Source organism: Streptomyces sp. NBC_01618 (genome assembly GCF_045209435.1).
Taxonomy (GTDB): domain Bacteria; phylum Actinomycetota; class Actinomycetes; order Streptomycetales; family Streptomycetaceae; genus Streptomyces.
The window spans coordinates 6880025-6893224 of record NZ_CP109297.1; the positions used below are offsets into that span (position 1 = coordinate 6880025).

Genomic DNA, 13200 nt, shown 5'->3' on the forward strand with positions numbered 1-13200 from the left:
GAATCGAACATGATGTCCACAGGGCCCTACGGAACGTGGCCTTCGCCGATCGACGCGCGGCTGGCAGCCTCACGCGACGGCCGTCCGGAATACGTCGGCGTGGTCGGCGACGAGGTGTGGTGGACGGAGCCGCGCCCCGCCGAGGCGGGCCGCCGCGCACTGGTCCGCCGCCGCGCGGACGGGACCGGTGACAGCGTCCTGCCCGCTCCGTGGAACGTACGCAGCCGGGTCATCGAATACGGCGGACAGCCCTGGGCCGGGGCCGAACGCGCCGAGGGCGGACCGCTGATCGTCTTCGTCGACTTCGCCGACCAGCGGCTGTACGCCTACGCCCCCGACGAGCCGGGCGAGCCCCGGCCGCTTACCCCCGTCTCGGCCGTCGGCGGCGGGCTGCGGTGGGTCGACCCGCAGCTGCACCTCGACCGGGGCGACCGGGGCGAAGTGTGGTGCGTCCTGGAGGAGTTCACCGGCGAGCGGCCCACTGACCTGCGCCGGGTGATCGCCGCCGTACCGCTGGACGGCTCGGCCGCCGAGGACCGCTCCGCGGTACGCGAACTCACCGACGACAGCCACCGGTTCGTCACCGGGCCGAAGCTCTCGCCCGACGGACGGCGGGTGGCCTGGCTCGCCTGGGACCATCCGCGCATGCCGTGGGACGGCACCGAGGTGATGCTCGCGGACGTCGCCGACGACGGTACGTTCCAGCACACCTGGAGCTTCGGCGGCGGCCCAGAGGAATCGGTGCCGCAGATCGAATGGGACGCCGACGGGCAGCTTCTCTTCGCCAGCGACCGCGACGGCTGGTGGAACCTGTACCGCGCCGACCCGCACCGGGGCGCGGTCGTGCTCTGCCCCCGGGAGCAGGAGTTCGCCGGACCCCTGTGGAAGATCGGCCTCAGCTGGTTCCGGCCGCTGGAGAACGGCCTGATCGCCACCGTCCACGGCAAGGGCACCACCACGCTCGGCATCCTCGACCCGGCGACCGGTGACCTCGTCGACGTCGCCGGCCCCTGGACCGAATGGGCCGAGTCGCTGGCCGTGCACGGCAGTCGGGTCTATGGCATCGCCGCGAGCCCGTACAGCGCCTACGAGGTCGTCGAGCTGGACACCGCGACCGGCCGCACCCGGATCATCGGCACACCGCACGAGGACGCCGTCGACCCCGCGTACTACCCGCGGCCCGAGGACCGCACCTTCACCGGGCCCGACGGCCGGGAGATCCACGCCCACATCTACCCGCCCCGCAACCCCGACCGGACCGGCCCCGACGGCGAACTGCCGCCCTACGTGGTCTGGGCGCACGGCGGCCCCACCGGGCATGCCGCGCTCGTACTCGACCTGGAGATCGCCTACTTCACCTCGCGCGGCATCGGCGTCGCCGAAGTGAACTACGGCGGCTCCACCGGCTACGGCAGGAGCTACCGCAACCGGCTGCGCGAACAGTGGGGCGTCGTCGACGTCGAGGACTGCGCGGCCGTCGCCCGGGCGCTGGCCGCAGAGGGCACGGCCGACCCGCGGCGGCTCGCCATCCGGGGCGGCAGCGCCGGCGGCTGGACCACCGCGGCCTCGCTGACCGGCACCGACGTCTACGCCTGCGGCACGATCATCTACCCCATCCTCGACCTGACCGGCTGGGGCACCGACGAGACCCATGACTTCGAGTCGCAGTACCTGGAGTCCCTCGTGGGCCCCCTCGCCGACGTCCCGGACCGCTACCGCGAACGGTCGCCGATCAGCCGCACCGACCGGCTGACCACCCCCTTCCTCCTGCTCCAGGGACTGGACGATCCGATCTGCCCGCCCGTCCAGTGCGAGCGGTTCCTGGCCGAGGTCGAGGGGCGCGGCGTCCCGCACGCGTACCTCACCTTCGAGGGGGAGGGGCACGGGTTCCGGCGCGCCGACACGATGATCCGTGCCCTGGAGGCCGAACTCTCCCTGTACGGGCAGACGTTCGGCATCGACTGTCCCGACGTCCCGCGACTGGAGCTGAAGAAGTGACCCTCGCACCCCTGACCCGCCCCGCCCGGCTGCGTCCCGGTGCCAGGATCGCCGTCGTGGCACCGAGCGGGCCGGTGCCCGCGGACCGTCTGGCGGCGGGCCTCGACGTACTGCGGGGCTGGGGCCTGGAAACCGTCGAGGCTCCTCATGTGCGGGACGTCCACCCGGAGTTGGGCTACCTCGGCGGTACGGACGAGGCGCGCGCCCGGGATCTCCAGGAAGCCTGGTGCGATCCGTCCGTCGACGCGGTGATCTGTGCCCGTGGCGGGTACGGCGCGCACCGCATGGTCGACCTGATCGACTGGGCGGCGATGCGCGCGGCCGGGCCCAAGGTGTTCATCGGCTACAGCGACATCACCGTGCTCCACGAGGCGTTCGCCCGGCGCATGGGGCTCGCCACCCTGCACGGTCCGTTGGCCGGCGCCGAAACCTTCCTCAAGGACCCGGACACTCAGGAGTCCCTGCGGGCCACCCTGTTCGAGCCCGAGACGGTACGGACCCTCGGCCTGCCCACGGCACGGGCACTGGTACCGGGCCGGGCCCGTGGCATCACCTACGGCGGCTGTGTGAGCCTGCTCGCCGCCGACCTGGGCACCCCGCACGCCCGCACATCGGCCCGGGGCGGGCTGCTGGTGATCGAGGACACCACCGAGGACCCGTACAGCATCGACCGCATCCTCACCCAGTTGCTGAGGGCCGGCGCGCTCGCCGGGATATCCGGGGTGGCCTGCGGTTCCTGGGCCGGCTGCGGCCCGTACGAGAGCGTGCGCGCGGTCCTCGCCGACCGGCTCGGCACACTGGGCGTGCCCGTCGTCGAGGAGCTGGGCTTCGGACACGGACCGACGGCGCTGACGATTCCGCTCGGCGTGCCCGCGGTGCTGGACGCGCCGGCCGACGGCGGCCCCGCCACGCTCACGATCGACGGGCCCGCGCTGGTCTGAACGGGGCCGAATCGCAAAGAAGTTGAGTACCCGTCAGGCAACTCCGCCCGGGGCGTTGGCATTGTTGTGGAAGACGGTCGCGTACGCGGCCGGCGCCGCACCGGTGGTCGGCGACCCGGGGGAAGGGAGGCGCGCGCGACGAGCCGACCACACCCCCTTAGCCCACACTTAGCCCCGATACACCGGTCGATAGTCCGTCGGTGGACATGTGGAAAAGCTGGGCAGTCCAGCGGCTACCACATGCCCTCCACCGACCGACCGGCCCGAACCACGCTGAACGATCACCCCGAAGCCGAGCCGGTGGATCCGGGATCAGTAGGACGGCCCCACTTCAGGCACGATGATCGGCTTGGCTTCCGTGCCCGAGCGCATCCTGGAGAGCGCGTCGCCGAGCTGGTCGAGCCGGTAGCGGTTGCCGAGCATCTGGTCCCAGTCGAACTCGCCCTGGAAGCGGTCGATGAAGTCCAGCGCCTGGGCGTAGTGGCCGATCGTCGCGCTGTAGCAGCCGCTGACGCTCAACTGCTTGGTGACGATGTGGTGCGCCGAGGTCGGGTGGGGGGCGTTGGCGGCCGAGCCGACCAGCACCACGTGGCCGCCGCGCGCCGTGAAGTCCAGGGCCTCGGCGAACGCTGACGGCACACCGGCGAACTCCAGGGTGACGTTGGGGCCGCGGCCGTCGGTCAGGCCCTGGATCGCGGCCTTGCGGGACTCCGCGTCGGGCAGGTCGCCGATCGAGATGGTGTCGGTCGCGCCCCACTGCCGGGCCAGTTCCAGGCTGCTGTCGGGCGCGCCCACCACGATGAGCTTGCGGGGCCGGTGCACCGAGACAGCGGCCGTGGCGAACAGGCCGAGCGGCCCGGCGCCCTGGATTACCACCGTGTCGTGGGTGCCCAGCGTCGGGATCTTCTCCAGCGCACTCTTCACGGTGCGCAGGGCGCAGCTGGCTGCCGAGGCCCACTCGCTCTTCACGCCGTCGGGGACGCGGAGCCGGCCCGCGCGTGGCCAGACGTAACTGTGGGTGCCGAAGGTGGCCGACACGTGCGGGAAGGTGTGGATGGACTGGTGCATGCCCATGGTGCGGTTGGTGCACAGCACCTCCGCGCCGAGCACGGAGCACTCGTGGCACTGCCCGCACGCCTGGTGCGTCCAGATCACCCGGTCGCCCTCCGTCAGGGGAGTGCTGGCGGAGTCCGTCTCGACGCCCTTGCCTCGCTCGAGGATGACCCCGACGCCCTCGTGGCCCATGCAGATGGGCGGCTGCAGCCCGAAGGCCGCGGCGTACGCGCCCTGCCACTGGTGGACGTCGGTCCCACACACGGTGGCGACGTCCATCTTCACCACGATGGCCCCGGCCTCGGGGCTCGGCAGCGGCACGGTCTCGACGACGGGTGCCTCGCCGTACGTCGCGATCGCTGCGATCTGGGCCACGTCGGAACGGTAAGGAACAGTCATCTGCGAACTCCTTGGAAGTCGTGGGCGGGCCCGGCGAGCCGCGTCCGGACGGCTGTGCGAAGGCAACCGACGTTCTCTTGGTCAAACCCTTGCGTTCCCCCTGCGAGCATACGATGCTACGGGCAGGTGAGATGTGGATCATATCCTCGTTGAGAATCGAGAAGGGACGGCCGTGGAGCAGTTTCAGATGTTGATCGGCGGGAAGCGCGTCGACGCGGTGTCGGGAAAGACGTTCGAGTCCGAGAACCCCTACACCCGAGAGCCCTGGGCGACGGTGCCCGACGGTAGCGCGGCGGACGTCGACCTCGCCGTGCAGGCCGCTCGCGACGCCCTCAACGGCGAATGGGGCTCGATGACCGGCTTCACTCGCGCCCGCCTGCTCCGCAAGCTCGGCGACCTGATCGAGGTCCACGCCGAACGACTCGGCCGGATGGAGGTCAACGACTCGGGGAAGCTCTATCTGGAGACCGTGGGCCAGGCCAAGGGACTCAGTGCGTGGTACCACTACTTCGCCGGCCTGGCCGACAAGGTCGAGGGCCGCCAGATCCCGGGCCCGACTTCGGACTTCCTCATCTACACCCGTCGTGAGCCGGTGGGCGTGGTCGCCGCGATCACTCCGTGGAACTCACCCCTGCTCCTGCTCTCGGTGAAGCTGGCTCCCGCCCTCGCCGCAGGCTGCACCGTCGTGGTCAAGCCCTCGGAGCACTCACCGACCGCCACGCTGGCCTTCGCCGAGTTGTTCGAAGAGGCGGGCTTCCCCCCGGGCGTGCTTAACGTCGTGACCGGGATATCCCGTGAGACCGGCGCCGCCCTTGCCGCGCACCCCGGCGTCGACCGCGTCGGTTTCACCGGCTCCACCGAGACCGGGCGATCGGTTGCCAAGGCCGCTGCCGGCAACCTCAACAAGGCCACTCTCGAGCTCGGCGGCAAGTCGCCGCAGGTGGTCTTCCCTGACGCCGACCTGGACGCGGCTGCCAACGGCATCGTCGCCGGGGTCTTCGCCGCATCCGGGCAGAGCTGCATCGCGGGCACCCGACTGATCGCCCACGTGGACATCCACGACGAGCTGGTCGAACGCATCGTGGAGAAGGCCAGGCGGATCCGCCAGGGCGACCCCCACGACGTCAACTCGCAGATGGGCCCGATGGCCAACAAGGTGCAGTACGAGAAGGTCATGCACTACCTGGGCATCGCCAAGGACGAGGGCGCGACCGCTGCCTGCGGCGGCGGCCAGAACCCGGAGCTGGGTGGCTACTTCATCGAGCCCACGCTGCTGACCGGGGTGACCAAGGACTCCACCGTGGTCCGCGAGGAGGTCTTCGGCCCCGTCCTGGCGGCCCTGACCTTCACCGACGAGGACGAGGCCGTGGCGCTGGCCAACGACACCGAGTTCGGCCTCGGCGGCGGTGTTTGGACCAACGACATCGGTCGCGCGCACCGGGTGGCTGCGCGGATTCAGGCCGGCACCGTGTGGGTCAACACCTATCGACTGTTCGCCCCCAGCGCCCCGTTCGGTGGCGTGAAGCAGTCGGGCATCGGTCGGGAGAACGGCATCCACGCCATCGACGAATACACCGAGGAGAAGACGATCTGGGTCAACGTCTCGGGCGTCAACCGGGATCCGTTCGCGTTCGTCGCGCCCAAGGTCGAAGCGAAAGCCCAAGGCTGAGCACCAGCTGGAGCGAGAGGGAACTGATCGATGAGCATTACCAGCGGATTGACACAGACGGTGTCCCCCACCAGCCCGGGAGGACAGTCCCTGGCTGTGAACGTCACCAACGTCACGCACAACTTCCTGCTCGACAAGCAGGGGGACACGCGAGCGATCGAGGCGCTGCACGACGTCAATCTCGAGGTCACCGACGGGCAGTTCGTCGCCCTGGTGGGACCCAGTGGCTGCGGCAAGACCACCCTGCTCAACATGGTGGCCGGCCTGCTGACCCCGCACACCGGCACGATCGACGTGCTCGGGCAGCCGCCGAAGTCGGGGCGCCGCGACATCGCCTACATGCTGGCGCGCGACGCGCTCCTCCCGTGGCGCACCGCGATGGAGAACGTGATGTTCGGCCTCGAGGTCCGCAATATCAACGACCGCCAGTGGCGCGAGGAGCGCGCCCGGGAGATGTTGTCGCTTGTCGGGCTGGAGGGGTTCCACGACGCCTACCGCACCGAGTTGTCGCAGGGCATGCGCCAGCGGGTCGCGCTGGCCCGCACCTTCGCACTGCCCAGCGACGTACTCCTGATGGACGAACCGTTCGGAGCACTGGACCCGCAGCGCAAGATCCAGCTCGGCCAGGTGCTGCTGGGCTTGTGGGAGAAGGAGCCCCGCACAATCCTGTTCGTCACCCACGACCTGCACGAGGCCATCGCCCTGGCCGACCGGGTGATCGTGATGAACCCGCGGCCTGGCCACATCGCCGAAGACGTGCCGATCGGCCTTCCGCGCCCTCGATCCATCCGTGATCTGCAGACGGATGCGGAATTCCACGCGCTCTACTCGCGCATATGGGAGGTCCTCAACCATGACTGAAACCACTCTTGCCGCCACGGCGGCACGTCCTCGCACCGAGGAAGCCGACCTGGCCACCTGGGCCACCGAGGAACAGGGCCGGCGGGTGCGTTCGCGTCGCCGGCACCGCACCTGGGTGTGGTCGCTGCGCATCGGCCTGCTGGCCACCGGACTGCTGATCTGGCAGCTGCTGGCCTCGGACTCCGCATCCAGCGCCATCACCATCAGCAGCCCCGGGGCGGTCTTCGACTACCTCAGGGAACAGTTGCCGACCTCGGAGTACTGGACCAACATCGGCGTCACCATGAAGGAGGCGGGCATCGGGTTCGGCCTCTCCGCCGTCGCGGCGGTGTTCTTCGCCTTTCTGCTGAGCAGCTCGCCGCTGGTCACCGACGTGATGAACCCGCTGTTGAACTTCCTCAACTCGCTGCCGCGCATCGCCTTCGCGCCGCTGTTCATCGCCTGGTTCGGCCTGGGGGAGCTGCCGCAGATCGTCCTGGTCTTCACGCTCTGCTTCTTCGTGGTCCTCAACGGCGCCATGGTGGGCCTGGCCAGTGTCGACCCTGACCTAAAGCTGCTCTCGGAGCAGCTCGGCGTCAACCACCGCAGTTACTTCACCAAGGTGCGCTGGCCCCATGCGGTGCCCAGCATCTTCGGTGCCCTGCGGTTGTCACTGATCTATTCATTCCTGGGAGCCATGACCGGCGAGATGCTGACGGGCAACGCCGGCGCAGGTGCCGAGATTGCCAAGCAGTCGGGCCTGCTGCAAATGGATGCGGTCTTCGGAATCTTGTTCACGCTCGGAGTGGTCGTCTCGATCTCGGTCGAATTGCTGCGCGCTGTCGAGTCGCGGCTCTGTCGATGGCAGAAGGTCTGAGCCTGTAGTCCGCTCGATCCCGAGCGCTCCCGCCTTCCACACACTTCCCCAAGAGGAGCTGAACAGATGTCGTGCAGTATGAAGGGTCGGAGCTTGCTGGCCGTGTCGTCGGTGTTGCTGCTGGCCGCCTGCGGCGGATCCAGTGACGGTGGCAAGGACGTCCCCCAGCTGAGGATGCAGCTCTTCCCCAGCAACCTGGTGAGTTTCTACCCCCAGGTCGCCGACAAGGAGGGCATCTTCAAGGACAACAAGCTTGACGTGAAGCTCGTCCCGGTCGCCAGCTCACCGCAGGCGCTCTCGGCCATGCTGGCCGGCAGCCTCGACCTGGCACCGGGCACGTCCGACAGCTTCCTGCTGGCCAAGGCCAAGGGTACCGACGCCGTCGCCGTCGCTGCCAACACCGCACAGCCGGTCTTCCAGATCGTGGCGAGCTCCAAGTACGTCGCGGCCGGCGGCGACCTGCAGACCAAGGCCGAGACGCTCACGGGCAAGCCCATCGCCGTGTACGGCCGTGGTGGCACCTCCGACCGGTTCGTGAACTTCCTGTTCGAGTCCAACAAGATCGCGAGCCAGCCGGACTACGTGATCGCGGGCGCGGCCAAGACCACCTCGGCCTTCCTGGCCGACAAGGTGGAGTTCGCCTCGGACACCGTCCAGATCGCCAACCTCCTGGAGGCTGCCGGCAAGGGCGGCACCTACATCAACTGTGCGGTCGACAAGTGTGCACCCGGCTCCGAGGGTGACAAGCAACTGTACTGGACAACTGCCGAGTTCGCCGAGAAGAACCCCGACACCGTGAAGCGGTTCATCGCGGCGATGGACGAGACCAACAAGTGGGTCCACGACCCGGCCAACAAGGACGCGGTCATCGCCCACCTGAAGGAGTTCTTCCCGGCACCGGGTGGGATCGATGGCGACAAGTACGCCAACCTGCTCTACCAGTCGCAACTGGACTTCATCAACTCCACCGAGCTGGACCCGGCTGCCATCAAGACCTCGATGAACCGCCTGCTCGAACTGGGCCAGCTCAAGAAGCCGGTCGATGTCAAGAGCATGGTGTGGTCGCAGGCCCCGGTCAAGTGAGTGCTGAGTCGGAGCTCGTGAGCGCGTATCGCCGGGTCTGGGAGAACCTCCGGGACGGCGATCGCGTCGCCCACATGGGGCTGGGCCGACGCCCGGCGCTGGTGGTGGTGGACTTGGAAGTCGGTTTCACCGATCCCGAAGAACCTCTCGGCTTCGACCTCACCTCTGAGATCGCGGCGACCAACAGGCTACTTGGGCCCGCCCGGGACGTGGGGGCCCCGGTGATCTTCTTCACCGTGGCCTACGAGTCGGACTCCACGGAGGCCGACATCTGGTTGGAGAAGATCCCGGGCGGTCGCGCCTTGGTCACCGGCACCCCGGCCGTGGAGATCGATCCTCGGCTGGAGCGCAAGCCCGGCGACCCGGTGATGGTCAAGGCCCACGCCTCCTGCTTCGTCGGGACAGACCTGGCGTCGTACCTGCGCGGAGCGGGCGTCGATACGGTGGTGATCACCGGAGCCACGACCAGCGGCTGTGTGCGTACGACCGCCGTGGACGCGTGCTCGCACGGTTTTCGCACCGTCGTCGTCGAGGACGCCAGCGGTGACCGTTCGCCGATGCAGCACCTGGCGAGCCTCATTGACATCCACATCAAGTACGGCGAAGTCCTCAACTCGGATGCGGCCTCTCGCTATCTCCGGTCCTGCTCCTGAAGGAGGTGTCCGGGCAGGCCAGCTCGCGAAGCCGAGCAGTTCCATCCCCCAAAACCTGGTGAGCTTCTACTCCCAGGTCGCCGATGAGCAGGGGGTGTTCAAGGACAACGACCTGCAGGTCAAGCTCGTGCCGGTACAGACCTCAGCTCAGGCGCTGTCGGCCATGCTGTCCGGGAGTCTCGACCTGGCTCCGGGCACGCCCGATCCGTTCGTCCTGGCGAAGGCCAAGGGCAGCGACCTGCGGGCGGTGGCAGCCACCACTCAGGAGACCGTGTTCCAGATCATCGCCGGCTCCAAGCACGTCGATGCCGGCGGTGACCTCAAGGCCAGGACCGAGGCGTTGAAGGGCAAGTCCGTCGCGGTCTACGGCCGTGGCAATGCCTCGGACCGTTTCGTCGACTTCCTGTTCGATGCTGTGGACATCACGGGCGAGCCGGTCTATGTCATCGCCGGTGCCTCCAAGACCGTGGCAGCCTTCTTGGCCGGCAAGGTCGACTTTGCCTCCGACACCGTCCAGGTCGCCAACCTCCTGGAGGCTGCCGGCAAGGGCGGCACCTACATCAACTGCGCCACGGACGGTTACCCGACCGGCTACGAGGGCGACAAGCAGATGTATTGGACCACCGGCAAGTTCGCAGACGCGAACCCCGAAGCCCTGCGTCGCTTCATCAAGGCCATGGACGACACGCAGGAGTGGGTCCAGGACGCAGCGAACGAAGAGCGGTCGTCGCCTACCTGAAGAAGTTCTATCCGGCTCCGTCCGGCATCGACGGGGACAAGTACGCGAGCCTGCTGCACAAGTCGCAGATGACGTTCCTCGGCTTGTCGAAGTTGGACCCGTCCGACATTGAGATGCCGCAGAAGCGGCTCCAGGACCTGGGCCAGCTCAAGGGGAGCGTGGACACCAAAAGCCTCGTGTGGTCGGAGGCCTCGGTCGAGTAGTCACCGAGGCCCTCATGCGGGAGCGCCGTCGCCGCCCGCATGGGCCGGGACCACGATTCGCGGCCACCACATAGACCATGCGATCGTAATATCATGTTACGGTTACTACTCATCCCCCTCGCGCCCCCAGTCGCCGGCGTGGACAGCAATTGTCCTTATAGGAGAAGATGTGAGCGTCCTCGATAATGATTCCCTGACCGAGTCGGAGTTGATCGAACTTATCGGCCAGGGGGAGCTCGTCCCGCTACTGGCGGCGCTGACCCACCTGACCGGCGATCCGCAGTACATCGACACTGCCGTCCGGCCCCAGGCATCCACGTTCCTCGGACGGGCCGTGGCCGGATCGGCCAACGACGACTCGGCTGCCACGGCGCTGGCCGTCAAGGGGCTGAAGGAGATCTCGTACTTGGGCCTGGCCGGCACCGACCGCTCGGCCGGCCGCGAACTCATCGAATATCTCGTCGGCGCACCCATCGACGACGACACCGAGGACATGCTGCGCTACCAGCTCGGCATTCCCCACGACCAGGGCGCCCCCACCTGGACGGCTGCTGCATCGTTGGACCGCGCGCTCTCGGTGGCCATCATCGGCGCCGGCATGTCGGGGATCGTGATGGCCCGACGCCTGGACCAGGCCGGCATCCCGTACACGATCTTCGAGCGCAACGAGGACTTCGGTGGCGTCTGGCACGAGAACAGCTACCCCGGCTGCCGCGTCGACACCACCAACTACATCTACAGCTACAGCTTCGCCACCCGCGACGACTGGACCCACGACTTCTCGCTGCAGCAGGCCGTCCACGGCTACCTGCGCGACGTCGCCAACGAGTACGGCGTGGATCGCAACGTCCGCTTCGGCACCGAGGTCCAGGCCGCCACCTTCGTCGAGGACACCTGCACCTGGCAGCTGACGCTCACCGGACCGGAGGGCCCGTACGAAGCCGAGTTCTCGGCCGTGGTCTCCGCGGTCGGCCAGCTGAACCGGCCCAAGTATCCCGACGTGCCCGGCATCGACACCTTCGCCGGCCCGGCGTTCCACACCGCCCGTTGGGACCACGGTGTCGACCTCACGAGCAAGCGGGTCGCCATCATCGGCACCGGAGCCAGCGCCTACCAGGTGGTCCCCGAGATCGCCGAGCAGGTCGGCAGCCTGACGGTCTTCCAGCGCAGTGCGCCCTGGATGGAGTGGACTCCGGCGTACACCGACGAGGTCAAGCCCGGTCTGCGCTGGCTGTTCGAGAACGTGCCGACCTACTCCGAGTGGTATCGCGCCTACCAGTTCTGGACCACCGCCGATGCACGGCGTCCCTACTACACCGTGGACCCGAGCTGGGACCGGCCGGGATCGGTCTCGGCGGAGAACGAGGCGCTGCGCCAGCACTTGACCAACGGCCTGGAGCGTCAGTACCACGACCGCCCGGACCTGCTGGAGAAGGTGATCCCCTCCTACGCGCCGTACTCCAAGCGGCTCCTGCGTGACAACGGCCTGTGGGCCAAGACGCTGCAGCAGCCCAACGTCCGGCTGGTCTCGGACCGCATCGAGGCCATCGGCGAGACCGGGATCAGGACCAACAAGGAGCACCTGGACTTCGACGTCATCATCTACGCCACGGGCTTCAAGGCCTCGGAGATCCTCGAGCCGGTGGACGTCACCGGTCTCGAGGGACGCAAGCTCCACGACGAGTGGGCCGGGGACCCGAAGGCCTTCATGGGCATCGCGGTGACGGGTTTCCCCAACCTGTTCTGCCTCTACGGTCCCAACACCAACGTCGTGGTCAGCAGCAGCCTGTTCTTCTTCGCCGAGAGCGCGGCCAACTTCGTGATGTCGGCGCTGCAGACGCTGCAGGAGACCGGAGCCGGTGCGGTCGACTGCCTGCCCGAGTCACTGGAGGAGTTCGTGGCGGAGATTGACGCCGCCAGCGACCTGACCGCGTGGGGCGCCTCGGACGAGTCCACCTGGTACAAGGGCGCCTCAGGCCGGGTCTCGCAGAACTGGCCACTGCGCGTCGTCGACTACTGGACCCGCACGCGTGTCTTCCCGTCGGAGAAGTTCCGCACCATCAACCCCACCACCGACGAGCATGAGGTGACGTCATGAGTGTCCTGTCGCTGTCGCACTACTGGGTGCCGGGCATGCAGGGGGTGCCCATCCTGCCCACGGTGGAGGCCGACCATGTGCTCAACATCAACCGCGGCGACGCCATCCGGGTGCAGCACATCTCGGCCCCCTCGCACATGGGCACCCACATCGATGCGCCGAGCCACACCTTCGCCGACGGCAAGACGATCGATGAGTACCCGCTGGAGCGGTTCATCGGCAACGCGGTCATCTCCTCGCCCACGTGCAGCTACGGCACCACGATCACCGTGGACGACATCCTCGCCGGGGGGCCGGCGCCGTCGCGGGGCGACATGCTGCTGATCCACACCGGGTGGGGCGAGAAGTTCGGCGACCCCGAATACCTCAGCCACCCCAGCCTGGACGAGTCCGTGGCTGCCTGGGCGGCCGACCTCGAACTCAATCTGATCGGCATGGACCTGCTGACCCCGGAGCTGCCAGCGCAGGACCGCGACGAGTCTTTCGCATTCCAGCTCCACCGGGGCCTGCTGGGAGCCGACGTCCTGATCGCAGAGAACCTGTTCTTCCCCCGCGTGGAGGAGCGCCAGGTACGCGTCGTCGCCGCGCCCGTGGCCATGTCCGGCGGCGACGCCGGCTGGACCAACTTCGTCGTGGAATGGTGAGTT

12 protein-coding genes are annotated in these 13200 nt (G+C 68.2%); 11 read left to right on the forward strand and 1 reads right to left on the reverse strand.

Going from position 1 to position 13200, the window contains the following annotated elements; all coding sequences use genetic code 11:
- Positions 1-9: 9 nt before the first annotated feature.
- Entirely contained in the window at positions 10-1998 is a 1989-nt protein-coding gene (locus tag OH735_RS31950) for a prolyl oligopeptidase family serine peptidase (RefSeq protein ID WP_406385135.1), read from the forward strand.
- The gene (locus OH735_RS31955) at positions 1995-2939 is read left to right on the forward strand and encodes an LD-carboxypeptidase (protein ID WP_406385136.1); all 945 of its coding nucleotides are present in this window, start codon (positions 1995-1997) and stop codon (positions 2937-2939) included. Before OH735_RS31950 ends, OH735_RS31955 begins: the two co-directional genes overlap by 4 nt.
- 312 nt (positions 2940-3251) lie before the next feature.
- On the opposite strand, the gene OH735_RS31960 is transcribed toward OH735_RS31955, so the two are convergent.
- The gene (locus OH735_RS31960; RefSeq protein WP_406385137.1) at positions 3252-4391 is read right to left on the reverse strand and encodes a zinc-binding dehydrogenase; all 1140 of its coding nucleotides are present in this window, start codon (positions 4389-4391) and stop codon (positions 3252-3254) included.
- Between the two features lie 172 nt (positions 4392-4563).
- Between OH735_RS31960 and OH735_RS31965 the strand changes: the two genes are divergently transcribed.
- The 9 genes from OH735_RS31965 to OH735_RS32005 all read left to right on the forward strand — a co-directional run bounded on the left by OH735_RS31965 (position 4564) and on the right by OH735_RS32005 (position 13197).
- The gene (locus tag OH735_RS31965; protein ID WP_406385138.1) at positions 4564-6060 is read left to right on the forward strand and encodes an aldehyde dehydrogenase; all 1497 of its coding nucleotides are present in this window, start codon (positions 4564-4566) and stop codon (positions 6058-6060) included.
- Between the two features lie 30 nt (positions 6061-6090).
- The gene (locus OH735_RS31970; RefSeq protein ID WP_406385139.1) at positions 6091-6921 is read left to right on the forward strand and encodes an ABC transporter ATP-binding protein; all 831 of its coding nucleotides are present in this window, start codon (positions 6091-6093) and stop codon (positions 6919-6921) included.
- A complete protein-coding gene (locus tag OH735_RS31975) occupies positions 6914-7777 on the forward strand; it encodes an ABC transporter permease (RefSeq protein WP_406385140.1) in 864 nt (287 codons plus the stop codon). The genes OH735_RS31970 and OH735_RS31975 overlap by 8 nt, the downstream gene beginning before the upstream one ends.
- Before the next feature lie 66 nt (positions 7778-7843).
- Positions 7844-8860, forward strand: a complete 1017-nt coding sequence (locus tag OH735_RS31980) for an ABC transporter substrate-binding protein (protein WP_406385141.1) — start codon at positions 7844-7846, stop codon at positions 8858-8860.
- A 17-nt stretch (positions 8861-8877) separates the two neighbouring features.
- Positions 8878-9513: an isochorismatase family protein gene (locus OH735_RS31985; protein ID WP_406385142.1), complete on the forward strand. Its 636-nt coding sequence runs from the start codon at positions 8878-8880 to the stop codon at positions 9511-9513.
- Between the two features lie 58 nt (positions 9514-9571).
- On the forward strand, positions 9572-10252 hold the full coding sequence (locus OH735_RS31990) for an ABC transporter substrate-binding protein (RefSeq protein WP_406385143.1): 681 nt from the start codon (positions 9572-9574) through the stop codon (positions 10250-10252).
- Positions 10207-10455 (forward strand): hypothetical protein, encoded by a 249-nt coding sequence (locus OH735_RS31995; RefSeq protein ID WP_406385144.1) that lies wholly within the window; start codon positions 10207-10209, stop codon positions 10453-10455. The genes OH735_RS31990 and OH735_RS31995 overlap by 46 nt, the downstream gene beginning before the upstream one ends.
- A gap of 169 nt (positions 10456-10624) precedes the next feature.
- The gene (locus OH735_RS32000; protein WP_406385145.1) at positions 10625-12553 is read left to right on the forward strand and encodes a flavin-containing monooxygenase; all 1929 of its coding nucleotides are present in this window, start codon (positions 10625-10627) and stop codon (positions 12551-12553) included.
- Positions 12550-13197, forward strand: coding sequence for a cyclase family protein (locus OH735_RS32005; protein ID WP_406385146.1), 648 nt, complete (start codon positions 12550-12552; stop codon positions 13195-13197). The genes OH735_RS32000 and OH735_RS32005 overlap by 4 nt, the downstream gene beginning before the upstream one ends.
- Positions 13198-13200 lie beyond the last annotated feature (3 nt).

What these genes read in the sequence shown, in the direction of transcription:
- OH735_RS31950 (WP_406385135.1), top strand. Translation starts at nt 10, where the DNA reads ATGATGTCCACAGGGCCCTACGGAACGTGGCCTTCGCCGATCGACGCG.
- OH735_RS31980 (WP_406385141.1), top strand. Translation starts at nt 7,844, where the DNA reads ATGTCGTGCAGTATGAAGGGTCGGAGCTTGCTGGCCGTGTCGTCGGTG.
- OH735_RS31960 (WP_406385137.1), bottom strand. Translation starts at nt 4,391, where the DNA reads ATGACTGTTCCTTACCGTTCCGACGTGGCCCAGATCGCAGCGATCGCG.
- OH735_RS32005 (WP_406385146.1), top strand. Translation starts at nt 12,550, where the DNA reads ATGAGTGTCCTGTCGCTGTCGCACTACTGGGTGCCGGGCATGCAGGGG.
- OH735_RS31970 (WP_406385139.1), top strand. Translation starts at nt 6,091, where the DNA reads ATGAGCATTACCAGCGGATTGACACAGACGGTGTCCCCCACCAGCCCG.
- OH735_RS31975 (WP_406385140.1), top strand. Translation starts at nt 6,914, where the DNA reads ATGACTGAAACCACTCTTGCCGCCACGGCGGCACGTCCTCGCACCGAG.